This is a genomic window from Paraliobacillus quinghaiensis, from assembly GCF_003426025.1.
Classification (GTDB): Bacteria; Bacillota; Bacilli; order Bacillales; family Amphibacillaceae; genus Paraliobacillus_A; species Paraliobacillus_A quinghaiensis.
Map to the genome: position 1 here is coordinate 25,410 of NZ_QJSH01000008.1, position 26,891 is coordinate 52,300.

General features: G+C 34.4%; 22 protein-coding genes, 6 tRNA genes and 1 other annotated feature. Of the genes, 3 read left to right on the forward strand and 25 right to left on the reverse strand.

The annotated features are described in order from the left end of the window. Positions 1 to 177: 177 nt before the first annotated feature. The 13 genes from D2K40_RS07050 to D2K40_RS07110 form a co-directional block, all read right to left on the reverse strand. A complete protein-coding gene (locus D2K40_RS07050) occupies positions 178 to 2,307 on the reverse strand; it encodes a peptidoglycan D,D-transpeptidase FtsI family protein (RefSeq protein ID WP_117154363.1) in 2,130 nt (709 codons plus the stop codon). Between the two features lie 55 nt (positions 2,308 to 2,362). Continuing rightward, a complete protein-coding gene (locus D2K40_RS07055) occupies positions 2,363 to 3,637 on the reverse strand; it encodes an MFS transporter (RefSeq protein ID WP_117154365.1) in 1,275 nt (424 codons plus the stop codon). Between the two features lie 158 nt (positions 3,638 to 3,795). Then, on the reverse strand, positions 3,796 to 4,407 hold the full coding sequence (locus tag D2K40_RS07060; protein WP_117154367.1) for a superoxide dismutase: 612 nt from the start codon (positions 4,405 to 4,407) through the stop codon (positions 3,796 to 3,798). Between the two features lie 163 nt (positions 4,408 to 4,570). Beyond that, positions 4,571 to 5,221, reverse strand: a complete 651-nt coding sequence (locus D2K40_RS07065) for a TraR/DksA C4-type zinc finger protein (protein WP_117154369.1) — start codon at positions 5,219 to 5,221, stop codon at positions 4,571 to 4,573. Positions 5,222 to 5,372: 151 nt separating this feature from the next. Next, positions 5,373 to 5,445 (reverse strand) — tRNA-Phe (locus D2K40_RS07070). Between the two features lie 20 nt (positions 5,446 to 5,465). After that, positions 5,466 to 5,558 (reverse strand) — tRNA-Ser (locus tag D2K40_RS07075). A 24-nt stretch (positions 5,559 to 5,582) separates the two neighbouring features. Further along, positions 5,583 to 5,659: transfer RNA gene (locus tag D2K40_RS07080), tRNA-Ile, on the reverse strand. 13 nt (positions 5,660 to 5,672) lie between these two features. Continuing rightward, positions 5,673 to 5,748 (reverse strand) — tRNA-His (locus D2K40_RS07085). A 25-nt stretch (positions 5,749 to 5,773) separates the two neighbouring features. Beyond that, positions 5,774 to 5,850 (reverse strand) — tRNA-Met (locus D2K40_RS07090). A 4-nt stretch (positions 5,851 to 5,854) separates the two neighbouring features. Continuing rightward, a tRNA-Asn gene (locus tag D2K40_RS07095) sits at positions 5,855 to 5,929 on the reverse strand. 516 nt (positions 5,930 to 6,445) lie between these two features. Next, positions 6,446 to 8,266, reverse strand: coding sequence for a methyl-accepting chemotaxis protein (locus D2K40_RS07100; protein WP_229666676.1), 1,821 nt, complete (start codon positions 8,264 to 8,266; stop codon positions 6,446 to 6,448). Positions 8,267 to 8,799: 533 nt separating this feature from the next. Beyond that, positions 8,800 to 10,446 carry a Na/Pi cotransporter family protein gene (locus tag D2K40_RS07105; RefSeq protein WP_117154371.1) on the reverse strand — a complete coding sequence of 549 codons (1,647 nt, stop codon included), beginning with the start codon at positions 10,444 to 10,446 and terminating at the stop codon, positions 8,800 to 8,802. A gap of 240 nt (positions 10,447 to 10,686) precedes the next feature. Next, positions 10,687 to 11,325 carry an NfeD family protein gene (locus D2K40_RS07110; RefSeq protein WP_117154373.1) on the reverse strand — a complete coding sequence of 213 codons (639 nt, stop codon included), beginning with the start codon at positions 11,323 to 11,325 and terminating at the stop codon, positions 10,687 to 10,689. Between the two features lie 105 nt (positions 11,326 to 11,430). On the opposite strand from D2K40_RS07110, the gene D2K40_RS07115 reads away from it, so the two are divergent. Then, positions 11,431 to 11,778 (forward strand): hypothetical protein, encoded by a 348-nt coding sequence (locus tag D2K40_RS07115; RefSeq protein ID WP_117154375.1) that lies wholly within the window; start codon positions 11,431 to 11,433, stop codon positions 11,776 to 11,778. A 70-nt stretch (positions 11,779 to 11,848) separates the two neighbouring features. Here the strand turns inward: D2K40_RS07115 and D2K40_RS07120 are convergent, their stop codons facing one another. Further along, on the reverse strand, positions 11,849 to 12,298 hold the full coding sequence (locus tag D2K40_RS07120) for a hypothetical protein (protein ID WP_229666674.1): 450 nt from the start codon (positions 12,296 to 12,298) through the stop codon (positions 11,849 to 11,851). Positions 12,299 to 12,381: 83 nt separating this feature from the next. After that, a complete protein-coding gene (locus tag D2K40_RS07125; RefSeq protein ID WP_117154377.1) occupies positions 12,382 to 13,080 on the reverse strand; it encodes a transglycosylase SLT domain-containing protein in 699 nt (232 codons plus the stop codon). A 170-nt stretch (positions 13,081 to 13,250) separates the two neighbouring features. Between D2K40_RS07125 and D2K40_RS07130 the strand changes: the two genes are divergently transcribed. Continuing rightward, positions 13,251 to 13,535, forward strand: coding sequence for a DUF2624 family protein (locus tag D2K40_RS07130; RefSeq protein WP_117154380.1), 285 nt, complete (start codon positions 13,251 to 13,253; stop codon positions 13,533 to 13,535). A gap of 65 nt (positions 13,536 to 13,600) precedes the next feature. Here D2K40_RS07130 and D2K40_RS07135 read toward each other — a convergent pair whose 3' ends face one another. Both D2K40_RS07135 and D2K40_RS07140 read right to left on the reverse strand, forming a co-directional pair. After that, positions 13,601 to 14,485: a deoxyribonuclease IV gene (locus D2K40_RS07135; protein ID WP_117154382.1), complete on the reverse strand. Its 885-nt coding sequence runs from the start codon at positions 14,483 to 14,485 to the stop codon at positions 13,601 to 13,603. 73 nt (positions 14,486 to 14,558) lie between these two features. Continuing rightward, positions 14,559 to 15,875 carry a DEAD/DEAH box helicase gene (locus tag D2K40_RS07140; protein WP_117154384.1) on the reverse strand — a complete coding sequence of 439 codons (1,317 nt, stop codon included), beginning with the start codon at positions 15,873 to 15,875 and terminating at the stop codon, positions 14,559 to 14,561. Positions 15,876 to 16,054: 179 nt separating this feature from the next. On the opposite strand from D2K40_RS07140, the gene D2K40_RS16375 reads away from it, so the two are divergent. Next, positions 16,055 to 16,201: a hypothetical protein gene (locus tag D2K40_RS16375; RefSeq protein WP_162879160.1), complete on the forward strand. Its 147-nt coding sequence runs from the start codon at positions 16,055 to 16,057 to the stop codon at positions 16,199 to 16,201. Positions 16,202 to 16,211: 10 nt separating this feature from the next. Here D2K40_RS16375 and D2K40_RS07145 read toward each other — a convergent pair whose 3' ends face one another. The 8 genes from D2K40_RS07145 to glyQ all read right to left on the reverse strand — a co-directional run bounded on the left by D2K40_RS07145 (position 16,212) and on the right by glyQ (position 26,606). Then, the gene (locus tag D2K40_RS07145) at positions 16,212 to 17,333 is read right to left on the reverse strand and encodes a Nif3-like dinuclear metal center hexameric protein (protein WP_117154386.1); all 1,122 of its coding nucleotides are present in this window, start codon (positions 17,331 to 17,333) and stop codon (positions 16,212 to 16,214) included. Then, entirely contained in the window at positions 17,308 to 18,030 is a 723-nt protein-coding gene (locus D2K40_RS07150; RefSeq protein ID WP_117154388.1) for a tRNA (adenine(22)-N(1))-methyltransferase, read from the reverse strand. The genes D2K40_RS07145 and D2K40_RS07150 overlap by 26 nt, the downstream gene beginning before the upstream one ends. A gap of 648 nt (positions 18,031 to 18,678) precedes the next feature. Then, complete coding sequence (locus D2K40_RS07155; protein ID WP_117154390.1) at positions 18,679 to 19,218, reverse strand: hypothetical protein; 540 nt, start codon at positions 19,216 to 19,218, stop codon at positions 18,679 to 18,681. Positions 19,219 to 19,357: 139 nt separating this feature from the next. Then, positions 19,358 to 20,479 (reverse strand): RNA polymerase sigma factor RpoD, encoded by a 1,122-nt coding sequence (gene rpoD, locus D2K40_RS07160; protein WP_117154392.1) that lies wholly within the window; start codon positions 20,477 to 20,479, stop codon positions 19,358 to 19,360. 31 nt (positions 20,480 to 20,510) lie between these two features. Further along, a complete protein-coding gene (dnaG, locus tag D2K40_RS07165) occupies positions 20,511 to 22,331 on the reverse strand; it encodes a DNA primase (protein ID WP_117154394.1) in 1,821 nt (606 codons plus the stop codon). A gap of 476 nt (positions 22,332 to 22,807) precedes the next feature. Further along, a complete protein-coding gene (locus D2K40_RS07170; RefSeq protein WP_117154396.1) occupies positions 22,808 to 23,614 on the reverse strand; it encodes a pyruvate, water dikinase regulatory protein in 807 nt (268 codons plus the stop codon). Positions 23,615 to 23,632: 18 nt separating this feature from the next. Next, positions 23,633 to 25,726 (reverse strand): glycine--tRNA ligase subunit beta, encoded by a 2,094-nt coding sequence (glyS, locus tag D2K40_RS07175; RefSeq protein ID WP_117154398.1) that lies wholly within the window; start codon positions 25,724 to 25,726, stop codon positions 23,633 to 23,635. Then, positions 25,713 to 26,606, reverse strand: coding sequence for a glycine--tRNA ligase subunit alpha (gene glyQ, locus D2K40_RS07180; protein ID WP_117154400.1), 894 nt, complete (start codon positions 26,604 to 26,606; stop codon positions 25,713 to 25,715). Before glyQ ends, glyS begins: the two co-directional genes overlap by 14 nt. A 96-nt stretch (positions 26,607 to 26,702) precedes the next feature. After that, positions 26,703 to 26,876, reverse strand: a binding site (T-box leader). Positions 26,877 to 26,891: the final 15 nt, after the last annotated feature.

The following is a 26,891-nucleotide window of genomic DNA, read 5'->3' on the forward strand; positions in this document are numbered from 1 at the left end:
ATAATTTTTATTTTAGGCTTGTTTATCTCAGCCACAACTACATCATAACGTATAAGTTTTAATCTACCGTTAATTGCATGTTAAGAATGTGTAAACCAAACAAATCTCTTGGCTAATAATACGAAAGACAAAAAGGATGTGAGCGAAATAATCGCTCACATCCTTTTCTCTAGTCAATTAACCTTCTTGATTTTCTTGATCTGCTACTTCTTCGTTTAGATTTTCAGTTATACCTGTTTGCTGGCGTTCCTCTTTTAATTGAAAATATTTATTTATAATCCGGTTACCGATTGCGTGATGAATTCCATTTTGGTCATTTCCAGTTCCAGCACGAGGAATCATGATCGCAAATGCTACTTCTGGTTCATCGTATGGAGCATAACCGACTAAAGCTAGGTTATAGGTATAGATCTCCTTTCCATTATCATAAAAAATATTTTGAGCCGTACCAGTCTTTGCTGCTACCTTGTACTTATTATCACGCCAATGGCCTGAAGCAGTACCACTTGAAACAACGCGTTTAAACCCTTCTTGGACACGATCGATATAACTGTCATCCATTACAACACGGTTTAATACATCGGTATCAAAACTTTCCAGGACTGGTCCTAAAGAATCTTTAGCATTAGATTGCCTAATTTCTTTAACCAAGTGAGGGCGAACGCGGTAGCCCTCATTCGCAATCGTTGAAACATATTGTGCTAACTGTAATGTTGTATAGGTATCATATTGACCGATTGCAAGGTTTAGTAATAGTCCTTGACCGCGAGGGCCAGGATCACCTACTAACCCAGTCGCTTCATATGGTAAATCAATTCCCGTTTCCACACCTAATCCAAATTGATTATAATAGTTACGTAAGACTTGAAAGGAATCCCAATCAAAATTATATAGTGGTTCTTCGTAGCGATACGTAGCAGTTGCTAAACGAATTGCTACATTGAACATATAGACGTTTGATGATTTTTCAATAGCTTCTAAATCATTTACATACCCCATATTTCTCCATGAACTTTTCTCGCGAGTTCCTGCTATTTTAATTGGCGTATCATAAATTTCTTCTCCAGGTCTCACCACTCCTGAATCTAACCCTGCTAGAACTGTTGCACCTTTTATAGTTGATCCTGGTAAATGCGCATCAATAATTGTTCGATACGATTGATCTACGTACTCATTGTCCTCACGATCATAATGGGCACCAGATAGGCTAAGAACGTCTCCTGTTTGTGGATCCATCATCACTACTAATGCATCTTCCATATGTTTATTTTCACTTGGGTTTTGACTAATAAAGCTTTCTAGTTCTTCTTGAACAATCTTATCGATTTCTTGTTGCAATTTTATGTCTACTGTTAATACTAAATCGTTACCACTTTTACCTTCAATAATGGTCTCGGAACCTACTATATTACCGTTATTATCTGTCGTGTATTCAACGACTTCTTTTTGACCACGTAAAACACTTTCATATTCTTCCTCTAACCCACTTATACCTACACGATCATTTCTACTATAACCTCGTGTTAGATAATAGTCACTTTTATCCCTTGGTATTCCCTGGTCTGAAGACGTGATGTTACCAATAAATGTAGAAAGTGTATTTCCTACTTTTGATACCCGATTCCAATCTGGTAACGCATCAATTCCTGGAAGTTCATATAAGTGTTCTGAGACTAATGCATACTCTAACTCTGTTACATTTTCATTTTTTATTGTGTGTGGCGAAAGTTGATAAGCAGCATCTAATTCTTTTTTTATTGCAACAATATTTAATAGTTTAGGGTCTTCCCAATTAAATTCGTTATAATCATTAGGTTTAATTTTATCAAGCATTGCCTGATATTGACCACCGTTATCTAGATCCTTTTCTTCTTCAGTCAATCGGGCCGCAGCTTCTGTTGCATTGAATAAATACCAATACTCTTTCTTGTCTCTTTCTCGAACTAATTTCTCAAGGTCGTCCATTTTTTCTTCCATCATAATGAATTCCGCTAACTTTTCAGCAATCTCTAATCGCTTCAATACAGAATCTCCATTTTTGGGTGGGGTATAGACTATCGACCTTTGTGGAACATTGTCCAAAATCAGTGTGCCATAGCGATCATACATTAAACCTCTAGGAACTGAGATGGTTGCTTGTGTATTTTCAGTTTTATCTATTTGTTTTTGCGCCTCTTCTCCATTTAATATTTGCACAACACCTAACTGCAAAATTAGCAATGAGAATAGAACAAACACAAAAATAAACAATATATTTAACCGAAAGGGAAGTTGCGACTTTTTCTTTTTCTTTTTCTTTTCCCCCACTTAATTCTCCCCCTTTTATCATAAAAAATCAGATAGGGTTATTATAACATGATGTTTATCTATTTTCATGATTCATTACCTCATCTTTTAACGCAGAGGTGGGGTTTTTTGTGGTAGGAAGAAACGAAACTCTTCGAATAAAGAAATAAACAAGAAAATGACCGCCCCCTAGGATTACTAACACATAAGGAATAACTTGGTCAGTAGGAAAAAGTGTAACACTTAATATAAATAGTAGAATAGAACTAACTCTTCCTACATTTAGAAACAACTCTCGAACGACAATATATTCAATTCGCATTTCTTTTGCTTTCCACGCATGTCCAATAATGTCATAGGTCATTGATGCATAAGGAACTGTGAATAAAGGATAAGCTATACCGATTAATGCACCATATACTAGTAAAATGGTGTAATTCACATTAAATATAATTAGGAAGATAGCAAAATACAACGCTAACCCTCCAACTAAAATTGATTTTTTTCGCATTTTTTGTTTAATCAACCTTGTTGCCGCATAATAACAAACAAAGGAAAATCCTGAGAAAACGAGGTTAAATGTACCCAAAGCTAATTCACTTCCAGTTGCAATGAACACCCATATAGAAATAACAAATACGAATATACCTTCTCTTAACCCTTGTAAAGTATGTGCATAAAGTATGTGACGCCAATTTGAATTCTTTTTTCTTTCACGCAAAATGCGTCTAAAATCGAATTTACCAACAGCAGATCTTCTGTTTAAAAAGAAGCTACAAACTACTGCACATATAAATAATAGAAAAGAAATCGAAAAGATTATTGTATAACCTTGTGAATTATTCATTTGTGAAATAATAAAACCCGCAACGATAGGACCAATCATACCGCCAAATGATTGCATTAAACCTAAAAACCCATTAAAAAAATCACGAGTATCCGGTTCAGTAATCTCAAATGTCAATACATTAAACGCTAACCAGTAAAAGCCATACCCAACTCCTAGCAATCCCCCTAATAAAATATTAAATTTTGCCGCATTCTCACCGACCAATAAAACAGTCATAAAGAAGAAGGCTAAAAAAGTCACACCTAAACGTAAAACAATAACTCTGTCAACTTTTTTAGCAAATCGTCCTGCCACAATAAAAGTTGTCGGTTGCAAAACATATATGGCTAAATTATAAAGAGCAATAGCTATGTAATCATTAGATTGTTTCCATAAGTAAATATTAACAAAAGTATTTGATAAAAATGTGGCAAGAGCATATAACCCCCCAATTGTGAGTAATAACTTCAAGTCACGATTTATTTCAATATCACCTAATAGAATGTTATGTTTTTTTGGCATATCAGTTCTCCTCATTTCGTTCTATGGTTTATTGTTTTCAAAAGATAAGCAGATATGCACTATTGTAGAGATGATATTTAATACAATTTAATTTAGCTTTTTATATTTTTTTAGCAATAAAAAAAGCTGAGGATAGACCCTCAACTTTTTTAACTATATTATTTAGCTGCTTGATATAACTTAGCAACTTCATCCCAATTAACTACGTTCCAAAATGCAGCTACGTAATCAGGACGTTTATTTTGGTATTTCAAGTAATAGGCATGTTCCCAAACATCTAGACCAAGAATCGGCTTCTTGCCTTCCATCACAGGTGTATCTTGGTTTGGTGTACTTGTAATTACAAGGTTACCATTGTCTACAATCAGCCAAGCCCAACCAGAACCAAATCTTCCTGTAGCTGCGGCCTTAAATTTTTCTTTAAAATCATCAAGGCTACCAAAGGAGTCTTTAATTGCTGAAGCTAGTTCTCCCGTTGGCTCACCACCACCATTTGGTGAAAGCAATGTCCAAAATAAGCTATGGTTTGCATGGCCACCACCATTATTACGTACAGCAGTACGAACAGATTCAGGTAGGCTATCTAAATCAGAAAGAAGTTCTTCCAATGATTTATTTTGAAGATCTGCATGCCCTTCAAGCGCTGCATTTAATTTAGTAACATATGTGTTATGGTGTTTCGTATGATGAATATTCATTGTTTCCTTATCAATGTGTGGTTCTAACGCATCATAAGCGTAAGGTAGTTCTGGTAATTCAAATTTAGCCATAAATAATCCTCCTTAAAATATATGTAAGAAAAACGTCACAAAATTTTCGTTTTTCTGTTACATTTAGGTTATCAAAGCACTTTTAATCTTGCAACTTTTATGCTTCAGAAGAAAAATGAATTCTTCATATAGTTACTATTCACTAGTAACTCTTTTTTTAAACTCATTTTTTATTTTTTCTGTTTATCTTATTTTTTCCACTAATATCGGTTTGAGCAATATTATCCATTTCCTCTGTAGTACCATAATCTTTATCAGAATTAACGTGCATATTACTGTAACTTTCTTTTTCTTGATAAAAGTCTGATGGACTATTTGAAGAACCATACTCATCTACTGACTGCCATGTGTCTTCAGCATCAAAAGCAGTTGATTCATCTTCATCAGCTTTAGACTTTCTATTAATAATATTTGGATCTAATACCTGTTCTTCTAATGGTCTTCTGTTTTCGTCAGAAGTTTTCGCATGATTTATACAATATAATGCAGTAGGTAATGCTACTAAACGTTCTTCAGATATTTCTGTCCCACATGTTTTACATATACCATATGTTCCATTCTCAATTGCTTTAAGTGCAAGATTGATATCCTCAATCTCTTGAATTGAATGTTCATTTAATGCAATATTTTTTTCTCGTTCAAATAATTCTGATCCTTGATCACCAGGGTGGTTATCATAGTTAGATAACTCTTCTACAATTTGGTTTACTTGCTCTTTTTCTAGGTTGGTCTGAATTTTTATTTGACCTAAGACATTTTGCTTTTGTTCAAGTAATAGCTTTTCACATTTTTGTTTTACTCTATCTGATATCATAATTTATCCTCCCTGAACTTTCATTGGGTATTTATAATAGCTATACCTCAGAATAGAGTTTTTAAACTTTTCAGATTAAGTTCGTGTCAAACAGTCGAATACAATTGTTTTTAAACAAAAAAACAAGCAGATTTCTGCTTGTTTTAAAAGATGGCTCGGGACGGAATCGAACCGCCGACACACGGATTTTCAGTCCGTTGCTCTACCGACTGAGCTACCGAGCCGTAATATGTATTTAGAAAAATGGAGGAGGATGAGGGATTCGAACCCCCGCGAGCCGCGAAGCCCCTGTCGGTTTTCAAGACCGATCCCTTCAGCCAGACTTGGGTAATCCTCCGTAATACAAATATTTTCTTAGAAATGGTGGACCCTGCAGGATTCGAACCTGCGACCGATCGGTTATGAGCCGATAGCTCTAACCAACTGAGCTAAGGGTCCTTATTACTTTAAATGGGGCGACCGGTGGGAATTGAACCCACGAATGCCGGAACCACAATCCGGTGCGTTAACCCCTTCGCCACGACCGCCATCATTAGTAAAACATATTTTAATTGGTAGCGGCGGAGGGGATCGAACCCCCGACCTCACGGGTATGAACCGTACGCTCTCGCCAGCTGAGCTACACCGCCATGTTGGCTCCACAGGTAGGATTCGAACCTACGACCGATCGGTTAACAGCCGATAGCTCTACCACTGAGCTACTGTGGAATAATAAAATATGTAAAGCTAAAATTTTAACTAAAGTAACTATCGCACTTAAGCGACGTATAATAATATAACATGTATCTGTATACCTGTCAACAGATTTATTAAATATTTTTTTGTTTCTGTTTTTTTAAAATTAAGCAACAAAAATAATATAGCATGTACTACTAAATCATTCAAGCTTTTTTTTATAAAATATTAAAAAAGAGAGTGAAATTCGTAAATGCCACTCTCTTTTTATTTTTTGAATACTACATGCAGAAAGTTCTCTTCGAAGATAAGATCTAATATTTGCGAATAGCCACTTGAACTACACAGTCTTCCACCGTCGGTATCCCCAATGGGCAGAGTTACTATCATCCTTCTGTAACAGCTTTCTACGCTTTATTAATTATTTTATCTATACTTGGTGCACCTTTTATTTACAATTAAATAGAAAGAACTCTCTAGGTTGGTTTACTTAAACATTGTCACGCAAGTTATACAATAAACGCTTCTTCATCTATTATTCCCCTTAAGTCATTGATCTGTTTTTTTCTCAGTTTTTGCTTCTTCATTTAGTACGACCTTAGGACTACTCTTGTGCATTTTGGACTGGTCATGACTGTAACTAATACTGAAATTATCCGTTATAATAGATAGAGAACTAGACAAATCACGTAACCTTAAGCTAACCTCATTTGTTCTTTTCATTTCTTCGATTTGGTAGTCACTCGCTGCTAGCATCTGTTCTGAACTTGCCAATGTTTCCTGCGAAACAGAAGATAGGTTATCTGCAGTTTCTTCTAGCACTGGTAAAACCTCTTCAATTTCTACTAGATCACCTTGCATTCCTTGTAGATTACTACTAAACACAGAGATTTCGTGCATCAAATGATCAAAAGATACTTTAGATTCGTTAGCCATCTTCAAGTTGTTTGTAATTTTATTTAGCATTTGATCAAATTCTTGAGTTGCTTGTATTGTTATATTTTCCAAATTTGAGATTGACTTTGTTATCTTTTCTGTTGCAGCTGTTGATTGCTCTGCTAATATTCTTACCTCATTTGCCACTACTGCAAATCCTTTACCAGCTTCTCCAGCCCGTGCTGCTTCAATCGATGCATTTAGCGCAAGTAATTTTGTTTGTTCTGCAATGCCTTTTACTAACCCAACCAGATTTGTAATTATTAATGAGTTGTCCTTAACATGATTTATCGTTTTCGTTAGCTTATCAAAATCATGCTCAAATTTTTGAATCGTTATAATTAATTCAGCCATTGTGTCCTCACCATGCTTCGCAGATTCATTCATATGTTCTGAACTATCAAAAACAATATCCATATTTCCCAGCATTGCTTCAATTTTATCTTTCATTGTCTTAAAACTATTGACGCTGTTTTCAGAACTACTAGCTGTCTGTTGCGCACCTAATTTTACAATATTTATCGCCGATACTAGTTGGTGACTGGAACTAAGCGTATTTTCAGATGACTTGTTTAATTCACCACCTGTAGTTTCCAGTTCCTTTGTTGTTTCCTTTAATTCGTGGATCATATTTCTCATTTGATCAATCATCGCATTATAACTTGTATGTAATGATACAATTTCCGGAATGGTAGTAGAAAGGGACGCGGAATGCTTAAGATTACCCTCACGCACCTCTTTCATTGTACGCTTCAAAATATTAAGAGGTTTTGTTACACTTCCTACAAAAAGAATCGTTAAGATAGCAGTAACTATTATACTTATAGCACTAACTAATAATATAAAGTAACCCATTTGATCAATAGGCTCCATATAGGATTCTGTTGGAATTAAAAGTGCATATGTACCGTCTATTTCTTTCATTTCTCTGAATGATATTGTATAATTCTCACCACTTATTTTTTCATAAATAATTCCGTTTTTTTGTTCTTTTATTCTATTAATTTGGTTATCTGATAGTAAAGGCAAAGATGTTTCACTTACTTTAAATGCAGTGACATCACCATTTTCGAGATAGAAGAATTCAGATTCAATTCCATCAGAAGCAAGCTTTTTCTGTTGTGAGCGCACATTCTCCTCAAGTTGCTGCATAAAGTATTCATCGTCACTGACATAAACAAATTTTAAATTCTCTGCGATATAGCCCATTAATTCTGTTTCTCGAACTAACCTATTCTCTATCGAGTTCATCGTCATATCCTTAGCTTTCATATAAGAACTATACCCAATAATTGCAATAGTTATTACTAGCAGTGAAACAAACAGAATACATAGTCTGGCACTCAAACTAAGCTTGCTTAATAATCTTTTGTACCAATTCCTTTTATTAAGTATTTTGTCCTTTAATATTTTTTCTTTTTTTCCCTTTTCCAAAATAAATGCCCCCACAATCACTGTACTATTTTCCTAATATAGGTTTGATTATACAGGTGAAGTATGAAGTTACTGTAAATTTTCCGATAATTTTGATTTACAATACAATCTTTCATTTTTTAATTATTTACGTTAAAAAATGAAAACTTGAATTACTTATTTGAGGTAAATTAGAACAACAAAAACAAAATGATATTCCTTATGTATATTAATAATTTTAAAAGGCTATATCAGCAATTTTAACAGTCCACCTTTGACAATAGTATTCGATCCTATTACACCATTTCTCTTTCTGGTTAAGATTTGGATACTTATTATTTTTCTGTAGCTAAAGTTTAATATAAGAAATATCTGTTTTATTTCGTTCATTGTTATACCAATAGACATAACCTTCTATTCGATTTTTTAACTCTTACTATTTTATCCACTACTGGCAATTTAAATATATTAAAAAATTAAAAAATACCTGTAGTTTAAACACTTTTTTTAAAGTGTTCTAACTACAGGTACCATATTAAAATACCCTCTTTTTTCTAGTGTACCGTCTCAGGAATCTTCTCTCCTAATACCTCTTCTGCAATATTTAAGGAGTGATCTCCAATACGTTCTAAATTACTTAGTATATCAACAAACACAATACCTGAAGCTCCAGAACATAGCCCCTCATTTAAACGTATAATGTGCTTTTTACGGAAATTTTTCTCCATTTTGTCTATCTCGGTCTCTTTTTGTACTACTTGTAAAGCCAATTCACGATCCATATCTGCTAATGATTGAACTGCAAGCTTAACAGTTGCTGATGTCAAATCAAACATCTCATTGAGATCAATTTTAGCTTGTTCAGTAATCGTAATTTTATTAGATATCTTGTATTGAATTAGTTCAACTATATTCTCAAAGTGATCCCCAATTCTTTCAATATCTCGAACAGAGTCAATTAATGTTGAGTGTTTCTCACTTTCAACATCAGATAAAGAAGCGCTAGACAATTGAATTAAATAATCTGTTATTTCACGATCTAATTTATTCAATGCATTCTCAATTTGTAAAGCTGATTCAGCATGTTTTGTCTGCTGATTGTTCAGATATAAGCTTGTTTCTTCCAACCCTTTATAAGCATATTCACCCATACGAATCACTTCTTCTTTTGATTGCTCTAATGCAACAGAAGGTGCTTGTTGTATGAATATCGGATCAAGATGAGTTGGTTTATATTTAACTACCGAATCTTCTCCTGGGATTAATTTTGTTACTAACAAGGCTAATGCCCCAATAAACGGAAATTGTATAATTGCATTTGAGAAATTGAATATACCATGCGCAAATGCTATCGTCATTTCATGATTTAAGCTTAATTCATTTTGTATCATTGCAATAAATTGCGTATATGGTCCAATAATGATTAAAATAATCGTTGTCCCAATGACATTAAAAATAACATGTGTTAATGCTGCTCTTCTTGCAGCAACAGTAGCACCAATTGATGCAATAACTGCTGTAATTGTTGTTCCAATATTATCTCCAAATAAAACTGGAAGTGCGGCTTCTAACTCAATCGCACCTTCGGCAAATAAACTTTGCAATATCCCAATTGTTGCACTTGAGCTTTGGACAATTACTGTAAATAAAGTCCCAACAGTAACACCTAGGATCGGACTACTAGACATTTCCACAGTTAGATCTTGGAACGCTCCAACATAGCGAAGTGGTTTTAAACCGCTGCCCATTAAGTCTAGTCCATAGAACAATGCACCGAAGCCAAATACAGCTTGTCCAATGTTCGAGATCTTATTACTCTTAAAGAAAAATAGCATTAAAGCACCAATAGCTAAAATAGGTAAAGCGTACTCCTTAATTTCAATACCAATGATAAACGCAGTAACTGTTGTACCAATATTTGCACCCATAATAACACCAATTGATTGTCTAAGTGTCATAAAACCTGCATTAACTAATCCAACTGTTAGTACCGTTGTACCTGTACTTGTTTGTAATAGAATCGTTACTACAATACCAGCAAGAACCCCCATAAAAGGATTACTTGTAAACTTATCAAGGATATCTTTAAGTCTTTCACCCGCTGACTTTTGTAGTCCTTCCCCCATATATTTAATACCTAACAAGAAAATACCTAATCCACCGATGAATTCAAATATCAGTGATTGAATATCAATATTCACTGGACCATACACCCCTTTGTACAATTATTTATATAAAAATCAATAACACACCTCTACCATTATTAAAGATAGTAGCATAATTGTAAAGTTTTTTTAATAAAAATTTACACTAAATTTACACAAAGTTTGCGAAAATTCGACAATATTATTAAAAATGTAAAAAACAGTCACTGAACTTATACCCTATAAGTTTCTCTAAGGTACAAAAAATATTGCTTCTAAAATATAGAAGCAATATTTTTAACCATTCTTTATTTGTTCTGCTACTAAAATTCTTGTTCCGTCAACTTGCTTCACTACAATCGGTTCGCCTTTCATTATCCATTGTCCATTCGAAACTGCACTATAATCTATATTCTCAATACGTACTGTTCCAACTGGGCGCATATCAGTCAGTGTAACACCATCTTTACCAACTAAATCTGTATAGGTATGATTCATCGAACTGTACCCTTTATCTGTGGTAAGTTTATCAAGCAAAGCTAATTTATTCCACATTTTTCTTCCTTTAAAGACCTTCAAAAAGAAAAATGAGCTACTACCTCCAATAAAGACACCTATTATAGCATATAAACCTGCTGACCAATTTGGTGAACTTAACCCAACAGACACAATCATTAGAACAACACCAATTGTTGCAAATGTGCCATCATTAATTAATTTTCCATCAAGAATAATTAATAACAGTCCAATTGAATAGATAATGATCATGACAAAAAACATTCCAGGGTCTAGAAATGTTAAAAAATATACTGTTATAAAACCAAATCCTAATATTGCGAAGATACCTCGCATATTAATTAGTAATTCACCTATTAAAAATAAGGTACCAAAACCTACCATTATAAAACTCATCCAGTCATTCGATATTAAAGACATTTGATTTCACTTCCTCTCACTTTATAATTTACTATACGAACTAAAGAAGTATTTTGTTTCAAAAATTATCTATATCACCATATTACATAGAAAGAAGTGAGGTTTATGCTACCATCTAAGAAAATAATACTTATTATTGTTATTTCATTGATCTTTTTCAGTGTTGTTAAGGATCTTAAGGATGGTTCTCCAATCCATCATACCACAGAAAAACAAGTTGTAACGAGTAAGTTCACAGACAGTAAAAATGACCCGGATGGCCCAGTCTCTTTTCAAGTGATCTCATATAAAGTTAGTGCAAGCGAGACATTCATATCGATTATTGACCAAATAAATAATCAACAGCAAACAATAGATATTGAGCAAGCAATGGTTGATTTTAAGGCATTGAATCCAAAAGTTGATATTCTCGACTTACAGCCCGAAACCACTTACCTGTTTCCTATGTATTAATAGTTGATTGATAATTAAATTGTCGTAAATATATAAAAGAGCTGAGAAAGTAATTTCTCAGCTCTTTTTATTACACCATTGGAACAATAAATAAAGTAATGATCATCGAAATAGCACCAGCGATTATTGCTGTGTTACCGAGCGTATTAGCTCCTCGACTCTTAGCAACAAATCCAAGTACAATCCCTGCCCCGCTTAAGATAACAGGCATCATGAAAAATGAAACAATCGACAGTACTACTGCAAACCACCCGAATCCACTCTTTACATCCACTTCCGCAGTATCAGATTCATTTACATCTGCTTGACTAAATTCATTAGCAGTCAGTTCTTGTGCAAATTCAACTTCATCATCTTCTTCTGCAGTTGGATAATTTGTATATCCAGCGATAATTGGAGGATTTCTTTGGGCCCCTTGTTGTCCAAAACCAACTTGGTCTGCATCTAGATCGGCTTCACCATCAAATTTTGGTGCATCTTCTATCTGTTCATTTTCATCAAACGATTGCATTTCGTCCATATCATGACCCTCTCTTTCATTTCTTGAGGTGCCTTTTTAGTCTATGGACTTTCTTATGCTTCATTACCTGTAAATATTTCTAATCAATTAGCATAAGCAACAGTTCTATGCTCTTTTGCTCTGTTTTGAATTAACATAGCATATTGACTTTCTGCAGTTCCATTAGATTTTTTATAAGCTTCCATACCTGACATTCCGCGATGGTAAGCAGTAAGTGCTTCATCCCAATTATTATATTGATTGTGTAAAAAGTCTAAATAGACCACAGATAGCTGGATCGAATAATAAGGGTCAAAAAGTAATTCTTCATCATATGGCAAGTCAGCCATATCAGCAATCCAAGGTGCTGTATTTTTCATAAACTGTGACATACCATAAGCATGCCCGTATTTTGTTTTTGGCCCGACTAAGTTTGGATCAAATGTATTACCTGTTTCAACCTTCAATAGTTCGTATACAAGATAGGGATCAATCTCATATTTTTTCGCTTCATTGGCTAAATATATCCCCCAAGATTTCTTGAACGCCCCATCACTATCTGACAAGAAATTTTCGGCTTTACTTTCTAGATCTGAAAAAGTATGATAATTTACTGATTCTTCCTCATTTGATTGATTACCTTTATATGCTGCTGTTGCTTGTAACTTCTTATTCTCTTGCTGCAATTCTTGTTTCTCTTGGTTCAATATGTCGATTTTTGTTTGATAATCTTTAAATGATATTATAAAAATAATAGCTACTAATGAAATTAATCCACAATATATGCCTATAGTTTTTTTCACTATTACATGTACTCCCTTCCTGTTTTTCCATTATTTTATCCTACAGCTTGTTATCCTAACGTAATAACTATTATTTTGCAACTAATAAAGCTTTTAATTGGAACAAATTTGATTGGCTCTGCATATATTATTGTAATGAACTTATATTTCAAAAAATCGAGGTGGCAATTATGCAACCATTTGTTCAGCAAATGATTGAAAAAAAAATTAAAAACCTTTCCAGCTCAGAATTACTTAATTATGCTCAACAATATCAAATAAACCTAACACGCACACAGGCTAATGAAATTGTAACTTTTCTGCGATCTACTGATTTAAACCCATTAGAGCAAGCTGACCGTGTTAAATTACTAAAAAAATTAGCACAAATCACAGATCTTAAAACAGCACAACAAGCGCAACAGTTATTTAACCAAATCATAAAACAATATGGAGTGGAGTCATGGTTTAACTAACTTATTGAACTTCTCTAGATAAGCAAAAAAGCACTCATCTCATGATGAATGCTTTTTTGTTATTGCTACATAATTTTTTCTTTTAAATCTGATTGAAACTTAGATTTTTTTAACATTTCAATTTCAAATTTATATGGTGGCTTTTTATTTTTCTTATCTTCACCTACATATGGCGTTTCTAAGATTTTTGGTAAATGACTTAATTGTGGATGGTGCACGATGTAACGAAGAGCATCATATCCAATGTGACCAAATCCAATATTTTCATGTCGATCTTTATGTGCTTCAATTGGATTTTTACTATCATTAACATGAATGACTTTCAAGCGGTCTAATCCAATAATTCGATCAAATTTGTCTAAAACACCATCAAAGTCATTTACTATATCATAGCCTGCATCATGAACATGACAAGTATCTAAACAGACAGATAGTTTATCATTTCGCTCGACACCCTCAATAATTTGTGCAAGTTCTTCAAAGGTTCTCCCTACTTCCGAACCTTTCCCAGCCATCGTTTCTAGAGCAATCTGAACATCCTGTTCCTTAAGTAATACTTCATTCAAACCCTCAATAATTTTAGCAATTCCTTTATCTGCACCTTGTCCCACATGGGCGCCAGGATGTAGTACAATTTGTTTCGCCCCAATAGCTTGCGTACGTTCGATCTCACTTTGCATAAAGGTAACACCCAATTCAAATGTTTCCTTCTTTGTAGTATTACCCAGGTTAATGATGTAGGGTGCATGAACAACAATATCATCAATACCATTATTTTTCATATGTTCGCGACCCGCTTCAATATTTAATTCTTCTATTGGTCGCCTTCTTGTATTTTGGGGTGCACCTGTATATATCATAAACGTAGTAGCACCATAAGAAAATGCTTCTTCACTTGAGCCTAACAGCATTTTTTTTCCGCTCATTGATACGTGTGAGCCTATCTTCAAATTCAACACCTCTTTTTTCTATAGCTTGTCTAATTTTAACATACAAATATTTACCCACACATACATTTTGCTTCTATTTAGAACGCTTATTTTGTTTATGGCTGATTCTCTTCTTCAATTTCTCTTGTTCGTATTTCATTTTCTTTTTATATCCTGGCTTTACTTTTTTTGTTTTACGAACACGATTCCAAGCCTCTTGATCCGCTGTATTACCCGTCTGTTTTCGCTGTGAACGCTCGTTCCAACCCTTTATTTCTTTCCATTCACCCTTCACGATGTCAAACGTAGTAAAGGTTAGACCGCGCTTTGCTAACTTTTGGATAAACGGAATATCACTTTCTGCGTAGAAGTTAATTGCCGTTCCTTCCATACCCGCACGAGCTGTTCGCCCTACCCGGTGTATATAAAATTCCTCTTCTTTTGGCATTTGGGCATTGATTACATGACTAATACCTTTGATGTCTATTCCTCTAGCTGCTAAATCTGTTGCCACAATATATTGATAACGTAAAGATTGAATTTCTTTTAAAACACGTTTTCTTTCACGAGCTTGCAGTCCTCCATGTATCAGACCAGCTTGAATACCTTTTTCCTGCAGTTCTTTATGAAGCTGATTTGCGGATTCTTTACCATTAGTAAAAATTATAGCTAAATAAGGGTTGATTACCTGTGATAAACGATAGATTAATTCTGCTGGTTCACGATGCCTTAGCGGAACTAATCGATGCTCAATTGTTTCTGGTGCAAAATGATCTTTTATGTGAAAGTGGGAAGGTTTTTGCAAGTATTTTGTTAAAAAAGGTTGTAACCTTTCTGGAATAGTTGCAGAAAACACTAAGAGTTGAATGGATTCTGGAGCACGGACCAGCATTTTATCAATTTCAGTAATTAAACCTAAATCTAACATTAAATCTGCTTCATCGATTACAAAACCTTGTGCAGTATAAATATCCAGTGCACCTTCTTGAATTAAATCCAGGACCCTTCCTGGTGTACCAACAACAATTTGTGGTTGAACTTTTAACTTTTCAATCGCTCTTTTTTTATCAGTTCCACCGATAAATAATTTCGCATTAACTTTATCTTCTTGATTAGAGAACTCAAGAATTTTTTTTACTTCATTATAAATCTGGGTTGCTAGTTCCCTTGTTGGTGATGTAATTACAATTTGAACTTCTTGTTTTGTTACATCTAATCGGCTACATAATGGCAGTAAAAATGCGTGAGTTTTACCTGAGCCAGTATGCGATTGTCCAATGACACTTTCACCTCGTAGCACGGCAGGAATAACTTTCTGTTGGATCGGTGTAGGTTCGTTAAATTTTAATTGGTCAATAACTTCCTGAATCCATGGCTGTAAGTTATATTGTTTAAATTGATGATTCTTCATTATTTAACTCCTTGTTCTTCTATTTTGTACCCCCATTATAAAGGAGATATACTTAAAATGCACACACTCTCACCATTATATATCTTAGTTTAATAAAAACATATCTTTATTTTGATATTTACACTATTTATCGCTAAAATTTGCTTTTTGGGGAAATGTATGGAGGTCATGTTATTGTTATGATGTGTAGACGCCCGGAAATTGCACAAAATGTTGTTATAGATCCAAACCTACCAAGACTATTAAAAGCAGATCAGTTCCAACAGATAAAACTGAACTGCTTTTTATTTTTGTTTACTGAAAGAGCAATAATGTTTTTTAAATAGAACTTAAATTCTAAAGAAATTGAAATGGCTCTGTGTTTTGTTCGGATATTATGAATGTAATATTTAAATCTTTTTCAGAAGCTTTCATTTCCATGTATAACTTCACATCTTCTATCATTACTTTTTCCACATGATGACCAGGGTCAACTATCGACAAGCCCATTGCATTTGCATCTTGGGAATCGTGAAACGTCATATCACCTGTGACATATACATCTGCCCCCGCACGCTTTGCCTGTGCAATAAAACCTTCACCACTTCCTCCTAATATAGCTACCTTCTTCACCTTTTTTTCTAAGTCACCTACTACACGTAGATTAGGAACTGAAAATTTTTCTTTTACGAATTCACAAAACTGTTGTAATGACATCGTTTCACTTAACACACCAATACGACCTACTCCAATTTTTTCACCATGATTTGCTAAAGGAATTAAATCAAAAGCAGGTTCTTCATACGGATGAACATGTTTTATCACTGAAAGGAGCTGATTCAATTGATCCTCTTTTATAATTGTTTCAAGTTTAACCTCTTCAACAAATTCAACCTTTCCTTCTTGACCAATAAATGGATTGGAACCAGCTATTGGTTTAAATGCCCCCTTACCTTGTGTTTGAAAGGCACAATGACTATAATTACCAATATGCCCAGCACCATGCTCTGCCAGTGCCTCTCGTAATGAATCTACGTAGGCATTAGGTACATAGACAATTAACTTATATAAATTCACTTGTTTTGTCGGAATTAATACCTCTCTGTCTGACAGTTCCAAACGGTCTGCTAACATATCATTGACGCCACCTTCGGTTATATCAAGATTAGTGTGGGCCGCATAAACAGTAATGTTATGTTGTAATAGCTTTGCCAAAATTCTACCTTTAGGTTGGTCGATGTTAATCCGTTTTATGCTTTTAAATAACAAAGGGTGATGTGCAATTATTAAGTTAACTTCATTTTCAATCGCCTCATCCACAACGCTTTCTAATACATCTAATGTTATCATTACTCTATTAACTTTTTTATTTAATGATCCCACCTGCAAACCAACATTATCCCAATCATAAGCATATTGTTTTGGTGCCCAATCTTCAAGAATACGCACGACGTCACTCACTAGTATCGTCTCTGGCATCTCGTAAAACCTCCTCAATCAATTTAACTTCTTGTTTAAAGTGTTCTAACTTTTCATAATCAACGACTTTTGCTTTTTGCATTTGACCAATGATACGTATTCGATTGATTTTTTCAAGTTGCCACTTCTCGATAAAAGCTTCATTTTTCTCATGCAATAAATACGGACCAAATAAGATATCCTTTTGTTCATCCAGAGAAACGTTTGTTTCATCCACGCTGTCTGCAACTAATATTTCATAAATATGCCCGTCTTCCTTTAAAATTTGTTCTGCCACTAATTCAAAATGATGCTGAACGAACCACTTTCGAACTAGGTGTGCATCAACATTAGGCTGAACAATAACTCGCTCTATATTTTTTAGTTTATCTTTTCCGTTATCTAAAATTGAACGGATTAATCCACCACCCATACCTGCAATAACAATTTGGCGAACGTCATAATTTGTTATTACTTCTAACCCATCACCCTTTACTACTTTAACTCGATTTTCTAAATTGAGTGCTTGAACATGTTTCTTAGCACTTTGAAATGGTCCTTCATTTATTTCCCCGGCAATTGCAGTCGCAGTTGGATCAACAGAACAGATGTAACAAGGTAAATAAGCGTGATCACTACCTATATCAGCAAAATAGGCATTTTGAGGTAAGTACATTGCTACCGTTTTTAAACGTTCAGATAATACTTTATTATTCATAACACGAACTCCTTAACTAAATAGCATTATTTTCATATATCTAAAGTAATAAAACAAGGCTTTCTCATCAACATTTATGCTTGCAAATATTCGGACTTGATGTAAAAAGTGCAATAACTATAGTCGTGAATTACTCACCCGCTCCATAAGTGAAATGGACTCGCTTTCCGTGGGCACGGCTTCAGCTCGTGGGTAATGAAAGGATTACAGGCTAAAACCGTCCTTGCCGGACAACGCCTGCATGACCCTTGTCGGGCCCCAGGAGTCTCGACCATTTCACTTACTTCGCTAGGTAGTGTGTGTTTTTTTTTATAGCTTTTAATGTATAGTTACTAAATCCCTTTGCAATTAAATATAATAAAGCACTTTAAACCTTCTTAATTTACGAGTTACACTAGCGCATCAAATGAAATTGGTGACACTCCAGCAGGAACAGCGGATGTTTTTGATGGGGCGAGTAATCGCAGTCCCACGGGCCGAAAATCCATTTTTAGAAGTGTTCTTCTTCTAAAAATTAGTTGAGGCCGTGCCTGCGGAAAGGGAACCAATTTTATTTGAGGAGCGATAATTTACGGTATTAATTGCTGACTTAGCAGATTAGATTCTTACTACAGAGTCTACTTATTATGTGTCATAAACAACAATCTTTTAAAAAAAAGCGTAAAACAAAGAAACTAATAGTCCAATACTTCCTAATACAATTAAAACTTTATTTTTAAGATATAATCCTAAACTTACCCAAATTAAACATTGGATTCCTGCAACTATAATCGTCAGCAGAAGAACCCCAAACCAAGACTGAATAAAGTATAAAGATATAAAGAGAAATATACATAAAACAACAATAAAAGAATACGTAATATTTATGTTTGTTTTTTTTCTTAATACGATATAATAGCCAATCGCCATAAGTAACATAATCAGTGAAAATGTCAATTGCACAGAGCTGAAATCTATAAAATATAACCCTAAAAATGTTGCAGGTAACAGGAAAAAATTTGATGATATAAGGAATACATTATATTTTGATATTTGATCAGACTGCTCGTCTGATTCCTCTATAAAATTAGTTGTATCTCCTTGAGTATAAAGGGCTAATAAAAAATCACAATAATGGCTTGGCAATAATTTATTCTTCTTCCAATGTTGAATTTCTTTAATAATAATATTTGTGCGGTTCTCTGTCATTAGCAGCACACTCCAATGCAATGAGTTTACAGATGCTGGCAATCATTTACAGAAATAAAAAGGCACAGCCAGTGAACTCCAACTGTTTAAATCGTAAATTGGGAGAGTATACCGACTGCGCATATTTTTCAAGATATATCTATTCAAGAAAGTCTTTTAACCGTTTACTTCGGCTAGGGTGACGTAATTTTCGTAATGCTTTCGCTTCTATTTGTCTAATTCTTTCCCTAGTTACACCAAAGACTTTACCAACTTCTTCTAAAGTTCGTGTCCGCCCATCATCTAACCCAAATCTTAAACGAAGTACATTTTCTTCCCTGTCAGTTAAAGTGTCTAACACATCTTCTAGTTGTTCTTTTAATAATTCATACGCCGCATGATCAGATGGAGATGTAGCTTCTTGATCTTCAATAAAATCTCCTAAATGAGAGTCATCTTCTTCCCCAATAGGAGTCTCTAATGATACAGGTTCTTGAGCTATTTTTAGAATTTCACGAACTTTATCCGGTGTTAGTTCCATTTCTTCTCCGATTTCCTCTGGAGTAGGTTCACGACCAAAGTCTTGTAATAATTGACGTTGAACTCGGATTAGTTTATTGATTGTTTCTACCATATGCACTGGAATTCGGATTGTTCTTGCTTGATCAGCAATCGCTCTAGTTATTGCTTGACGAATCCACCAAGTAGCATACGTACTAAACTTAAAGCCTTTTTGATAATCAAATTTTTCTACAGCTTTTATTAACCCCATGTTCCCTTCTTGGATTAGATCCAAAAAGAGCATACCGCGACCTACATAACGTTTTGCAATACTTACAACTAGGCGCAAGTTTGCTTCAGCCAGTCGCCTTTTGGCTTCCTCATCACCTTGTTCAATCCGTTCTGCCAAGTTGATTTCTTCTTTTGCAGATAATAGGTCTACTCGACCAATTTCCTTTAGATACATCCTAACGGGGTCATTGATTTTAATTCCTAAAGGTACGCTTAAATCATTTAGATCAAATTCCTCTACTTTTGAAATTTGTTGCATACTTGGATCCTCTTCTGAATCACCAATTATCTCAATGCCTTGTTCACCTAGGTACTCATAATATTCGTCCATTTGTTCTGATTCTAATTCAAAATTAGCTAAACGCTCTACTACTTCTTCGTAAGCTAAAACACCGCGCTTTTTACCAACTTCTAGTAATTGTTCTTTTGCTTGTTCTAGTGTTAGTTCGGTCTCGTTTTCTTTAGAACGTGATGGCTTATTATTTGCCATGAGTCCCCCTCCTTCCAACTAATTTCCTCTATCAATGACTAGCATTTTTAAACTTTTTCTGTAATTCGAGTATTTCCATCCCAATCTGAGCTGCTTTAACGAAATCTTTTTGAAACTCCGCATCTTTTTGTTCTTTTCTCAAAAGACGTATTGTTGTTTTATCTTCCTGTTCATATCGAATGATACGAATATAGTCTTGAATTTCTTTATTACTAATATCTTGATGAATTGGCTCCATTGCAATTTCAACAATTTGATTTTTAAGAAATTGATCTTGGATCCGTTCAATAAAATGACTAATATCAGATTCATAACCCTCTTCATAATAAGCATATAAATGCGTCACAATAATTTTATGTGTATCAACGTTAAAAGAAGCCCCTAATTCTATTTTAACCTTCTCAGCGATTGATGAGTCATGAAGCATATATGCAATAAGCTGTTTTTCTGCATTATGATATGCTGGAAGTAATGATTTTTTTCGTTTGAAACTCTCAGTGCTTTTAGTATGGCTAGTTGTTTTAGCGTTATCCTGACGCTTGCCTAACTTTTCCCTACGTAGACGTATTTCCTGCAAGATCGTATCCATCGATAAGTCAAATTCATTAGCAAGTTCTTTTCCATAGTGTTCTCGTTCCATTGGACGAGAAATAATTGCTATTTCATCTATTACCTTTTCTATATATTGTATACGATCCCCTTCTAAATTAAGATTAAAATCTTTTTTGATATAGCGCATCAAAAAAGTCATATAGGTGCTACTTGCTTCGATTATCTCATGTTGAAACCTTTCAGCTCCATAGCTTGCTATATACGAATCAGGATCTAATCCATCTGGAATACTAGCTATTTTCACAGTACAGCCAACATGGCGGAGTAACTTAGCTGCTTTATATGATGCTTCAATACCCGCTCTGTCCCCGTCATAGCAAATTATTACTGTATCAACGTATCTTTTTAACAGACTTGCCTGTTGCTCGGTAATTGAAGTGCCCAAAGTAGCTACTCCATTTAGGATTCCTGCTTGATGTGCTGCAATAACATCCATATACCCCTCAAATAATATCGCTTGTCCTTCTTTTCGAATAGCACTACGAGCGACGTCAAAGTTATATAAGAGTTTACCTTTTTGAAATAAAGAAGATTCGGGACTATTTAGATACTTTGGTTCTTGGTCAGTAATTGTTCTGCCACCAAAGCCAACACTTCTTCCTAAATGATTACGAATCGGAAAGGTAACTCTACCTCGAAATCGATCACTTATTTGATTTTGATCATTTGCAGTTAACACCCCAGCCTTAACCATTTGTTGTGGGTGAAAACCTTTTTTCTCTAGAAATTGAACAATCACATCTCGTGATTGTGGTGAATAACCAAGTTGAAACGTGTCTATCGTTTCATCTGAGAACCCTCGCTCTAGCAGATAACGATATCCTTGCTTACCTTCTTTTGTATGTCGCAATAAATGATGGTATAATTTTGTTAACCAATCAAATGCTTTCAAACCTGCCTGATCTTCTTCATTATATTGTTGGTTCGTTTGTTGCCTCAAATTCTCTGGCAAGACTTGACCACTTTTTTCAGCTAGGTATTGAATTGCTTGATAAAACGTGTAACCTTCCATCTCGGTAAGAAAGGTCACTACATTTCCACCTTTACCGCAACCAAAACAATGAAAAATCTGCTTATCCTGTGTAACCGAAAATGAAGGTGTTTTTTCACCATGAAAAGGACACAAACCAAAATAGTTTCTTCCCTGTTTTTTTAAAGATACATATTCACCAACAATATCTACAATATCATTCGCTTTTTTTATTTGATCAATTGTTTCTTCAGGGATTTGTTCTGACATTCATATCACCATCATCTTAATTTCTATAAAAAATGAAGAATTCCTGCAAATTTCGACATTTTTTTAAGATTTTTTTATTACCCACTTATTCTTATGATACCTCTATTTCAAGATGTATAAACTTACTATAAATATGAAATGCCTTTTATTTCGTGACCTTACCACTATCGACAGTACATCATATGTAAAAATGATTAATAGTGCATAGAAGTAACCTAACCTATTTCTTTATGTTCTACAAAAATAACAAAAATCCTTCTTTATTTACAAAACATATCATAATAGGCAACCAATTAAGGATACTTATCTAAGATCATTTTTTTCACAATTATCAATTATAATACAAAAATATTAAAATTGCTATGAATTTGTTCAGTTTCTTAAAGTATATTCATTATATTCATTTTTAATCAAAATAAATATAAAATCCTTGTTATTAAGGAAACAAGGATTTTATATTTGTTTAAAAATATGATCTACAGGTTAGTTCGAATTTGTAAAATGTTGTTTGCAGTTTCTTCAACTGCCTTATTTGATACATCTATAGTTGGACAACCAATCCGATCAATAATTGCTTGAAAATAATCTATCTCATACATAATCCGTTCATGTCTTGCATAGCTAGCCTCTTCACCTAAACCTAATGATTTTAATCTTTCTTTACGAATATAATTCAGCTTTTCAGGACTGATTTTTAAACCAATACACTTACTCGGTGACACAGAAAACAGTTCTTTAGGCGGTTCAACCTCTGGTACTACAGGAACGTTAGCTACTTTAAAGCTTTTCAACGCTAAATATTGCGATAAAGGCGTTTTTGAGGTTCTTGATACGCCAATCAATACGATATCTGCTAACTCTATTCCCCTTGGGTCTCTTCCATCATCATATTTAACTGCAAACTCAATTGCCTCAACTCTCTTAAAATAAGCTTCATCTAATCGATGTAGTAGACCCGGTTGCAATTTCGGTTTTTGACCGAAGAACCTTTCCATCGCTTCAAGCATAGGACCAATAATATCAATCGATTCCACGTTCATTTCAATAGAAGCATGCTTAATGAATTGACGCAAAATTGGGTTAACCAATGTAAAACCAATCATTGCTTTGTCCCTAGCTGCTTGTTCAACGATTGCTTCCAATCTAGTTATATCTTCCACATAAGGCGCCCGAATAATTTCATAGTCATTTCCATTTATAAATTGAGATAATGCTGACTTAATTACTTGCTCTGCAGTCTCACCAACAGAGTCCGATACAAGGTATATAATCGGCTTTTTCAAAATCACACCCCCAATTATTTAAGATGAAAACTGTTGTTTCCATTCAATTTTGCTTAAATCTGCAAATTCAAGCATTAAACTTTCGATTTGATTTAATAATGAGATTCTATTTTTTTTCACCGCTTCGTTATCAGTCATGACCATTGTATGATCAAAAAATGCATGAATAGAATCGGTTAATTCTTCTAATGACATCATAGCTTCGTTTGCTTCAAATAACTGAATTTGCTTCATGAACATTTTTTTTATTTCTTCATAGCGTTCATAAAGCTCTTGTTCTTGCTTATTTTCGAATAAGTCAATATTCACACCAGTATCTTTTCCTTTTTTAGCCAAATTAATCACTCGTACAAAGGCCTCTTGAACAGGTTTAAAGCTATCTTGTTGTCTTTTTTCAGCTAACAGTTGTGCTTTTTCAATTGTAAACGTTAGATTTGCAATACCATTTGCTAATACAGCTTCAATAATATCTTGCTCTATTCCTTCTTCTTTTAAAATATAAGCTGCTCTTGCATAGAAAAATGCAGAAACACTCTGATTCACTTCTTCTTTCGTATTTGTTGCAATTTCTAACGGTTGATGGATATCTTGCGTAACATTTAGTAACTCTTCAATTGTAATGGACCAATTTTTATCTTGTAAAATTTGTAATACACCCATAGCCTGACGCCTTAGTGCATATGGATCCTGTGAACCAGTTGGTATAATGCCAACTGAGATGCAACCAATAATCGTATCTAACTTATCTGCGACACTTACAATAGCACCTTCAGTCGTCTGAGGTAATGCATCATTAGCATGTCTTGGCATGTAATGTTCATTAATTGCTTTTGCTACGTGTTCATTTTCACCAAAGAGACTTGCGTACTTTTCACCCATTACACCTTGAAGTTTAGTAAATTCATTTACCATGTTCGTAACCAAGTCAAATTTACTTATTTGCGCTGCACGTACGGCATTTTCTTTCGTTGAATTATCAGCACCAATTAAATCAGCTAACTTTGAAGTCAACTTGACCACACGATTTACTTTATCTGAAATTGTTCCCAAACTTTCCTGGAAAACCATCCGTTCTAACTTTTTAAGATTTTGTTCAATAGATTGCTTTTGGTCTTCTTGATAGAAAAACATTGCATCAGATAAACGTGCTTTCAAGACTTTTTCATTTCCTTTTGCTACCGTATTAAGGTGTTGATCATTTCCATTACGTACAGCAACAAAATATTGGAGTAGTTCTCCTTCATTATTTAATACAGGGAAATAACGCTGATGTTCTTTCATCGATGTTATTAATGCTTCTTTAGGGATTGTTAGGAATTCTTGACTGAACGATCCAAAAAAGGCAGTAGGGTATTCAACGAGTTGACTTACTTCTTCCAGCAATTCTTGGTCTTCTGGTATAATCCACCCATTCGTCTTCTCTAACTCTTTTATCTGCTCTTTTATTAGAGCTTTCCTTTTTTTGGCGTCTGCAATTACATATTGTGAGTTCAGTAATTCTTCATAATTTAACGGATTGTCTACAACAACTTTTCCCCCTAAGAAACGGTGCCCATATGTTTGATTCGAAGTTTTAACACCTGCAATTTCAAACGGAATAATTGTTTGATCATTTAATGCTACAAGCCAACGTATTGGGCGAATAAAGCGCAAGGATCCATTTGACCAACGCATGTTTTTAGGAAATGTTAGACTTAAAATAACATCTTTAAAGCCAGATAGTAATTGATCTGCCGTTTTGCCTTCTGTGTATTTTTTGACAAATGCATATTCTGTATCTTTAATTGTTTTAAAATAAATGTCATCTGCAGCTTTCCCTTGGCCTTTAGAAAAACCAATTGCTGCTTTAGACCAATTCCCTTCTTGATCAAGTGCGATTTTTTTCGCAGGACCTCTTGCTTCTTCTTCCATATCTTCTTGTTTAGTAGCCAGTCCTTCAATCACCACTGCTAATCTTCTAGGTGTTACAAAAGTTTCTACTTTTTGATAAGGCAAACGAACCGAATCCAGCCACTCTATTGTTTTTACGTGTAATTGCTTTTCTGTATCATCTAAAAATCGAGCGGGCATTTCCTCAAGTCCTATTTCAAATAAAATATTAGTTGTTTTCATTTTGTTTTCCCTCCTCTTTTAACATTGGAAAACCTAATCTTTCTCTTTCTTCAACATATAATTTAGCTATTGCACGAGCTAAGTTTCTTACACGTCCAATATAAGCCGTTCGTTCAGTTACCGAAATAACACCCTTTGCATCTAATAAATTAAATGTATGGGAACACTTTAATACATAGTCATAAGCTGGAAATACTAATCCTTTTTCCATTGTTTGTTTCGCTTCTTGTTCATACGTAGTAAATAAATCAAATAACATTGTAGTATTTGATTCCTCAAACGTATATTTGGAATGCTCCCACTCAGGTTGGTAAAAAATATCGCCTACCGTAACACCATCAGTCCATTCTAATTCAAAGACATTTTCTTTATCTTGGATATATGAAGCAAGACGTTCCATTCCATATGTAATTTCAACAGCAACAGGCTTTGCTTCCAGCCCCCCAATTTGTTGAAAGTAGGTGAATTGTGTAATTTCCATTCCATCCAACCATACTTCCCAACCTAATCCAGCCGCTCCAAGTGTTGGATTCTCCCAGTTGTCCTCAACAAATCTAATATCATGCTGCAATGGATCAATCCCTAACTTTTTCAAAGAATCCAAATAAAGATCTTGTATATTATCAGGTGAAGGTTTCATAATTACTTGAAACTGATGATGTTGATACAGACGATTTGGATTTTGACCATAACGACCATCTGCTGGACGTCTAGATGGCTCAACATACGCCACATTCCAAGGCTCAGGACCTAGACTACGCAGTAATGTCATTGGAGACATTGTTCCTGCCCCTTTCTCAACATCATAAGCTTGCATTAATATACAATTTTGATCTGACCAGTGTTTTTGTAAAGTTAAAATCATCTCTTGAATATTCATTTATTAACCCTCCGCTTCGATTAATTCCACAGTGCATATAGTGCTTTTAAACATCCTTATATAGAAAATCCCGTCCCTATGCCTCATCTATTGAGACATAGGGACGGGATTTCCGCGGTTCCACCCTATTTGCTACTCTAAATTAGAATAGCCACTTTTATAAAGATGCTCCAGAACGCCTTCCTTTTAGCAATCTATGTCCAGCTCTCACCGTCCTGGACTCGCTAAAACAGAATATCTAAAAGTACTACTCTCTATCATTGCATAACTTGTCGAATTTGTACT

Excerpts from the sequence above, each read along its gene's own strand:
- D2K40_RS07065 (WP_117154369.1), bottom strand. The coding sequence starts at position 5,221 with ATGATATCAGATAGAGTAAAACAAAAATGTGAAAAGCTATTACTTGAA.
- D2K40_RS07150 (WP_117154388.1), bottom strand. The coding sequence starts at position 18,030 with ATGAATAATAAAGTATTATCTGAACGTTTAAAAACGGTAGCAATGTAC.
- D2K40_RS07145 (WP_117154386.1), bottom strand. The coding sequence starts at position 17,333 with ATGCCAGAGACGATACTAGTGAGTGACGTCGTGCGTATTCTTGAAGAT.
- D2K40_RS16375 (WP_162879160.1), top strand. The coding sequence starts at position 16,055 with ATGATGTGTAGACGCCCGGAAATTGCACAAAATGTTGTTATAGATCCA.
- dnaG (WP_117154394.1), bottom strand. The coding sequence starts at position 22,331 with ATGTCAGAACAAATCCCTGAAGAAACAATTGATCAAATAAAAAAAGCG.
- D2K40_RS07130 (WP_117154380.1), top strand. The coding sequence starts at position 13,251 with ATGCAACCATTTGTTCAGCAAATGATTGAAAAAAAAATTAAAAACCTT.
- D2K40_RS07115 (WP_117154375.1), top strand. The coding sequence starts at position 11,431 with ATGCTACCATCTAAGAAAATAATACTTATTATTGTTATTTCATTGATC.
- D2K40_RS07140 (WP_117154384.1), bottom strand. The coding sequence starts at position 15,875 with ATGAAGAATCATCAATTTAAACAATATAACTTACAGCCATGGATTCAG.
- D2K40_RS07055 (WP_117154365.1), bottom strand. The coding sequence starts at position 3,637 with ATGCCAAAAAAACATAACATTCTATTAGGTGATATTGAAATAAATCGT.
- D2K40_RS07060 (WP_117154367.1), bottom strand. The coding sequence starts at position 4,407 with ATGGCTAAATTTGAATTACCAGAACTACCTTACGCTTATGATGCGTTA.
- glyQ (WP_117154400.1), bottom strand. The coding sequence starts at position 26,606 with ATGAATATTCAAGAGATGATTTTAACTTTACAAAAACACTGGTCAGAT.
- D2K40_RS07155 (WP_117154390.1), bottom strand. The coding sequence starts at position 19,218 with ATGACAGAGAACCGCACAAATATTATTATTAAAGAAATTCAACATTGG.
- rpoD (WP_117154392.1), bottom strand. The coding sequence starts at position 20,479 with ATGGCAAATAATAAGCCATCACGTTCTAAAGAAAACGAGACCGAACTA.
- glyS (WP_117154398.1), bottom strand. The coding sequence starts at position 25,726 with ATGAAAACAACTAATATTTTATTTGAAATAGGACTTGAGGAAATGCCC.
- D2K40_RS07110 (WP_117154373.1), bottom strand. The coding sequence starts at position 11,325 with ATGTCTTTAATATCGAATGACTGGATGAGTTTTATAATGGTAGGTTTT.
- D2K40_RS07120 (WP_229666674.1), bottom strand. The coding sequence starts at position 12,298 with ATGGACGAAATGCAATCGTTTGATGAAAATGAACAGATAGAAGATGCA.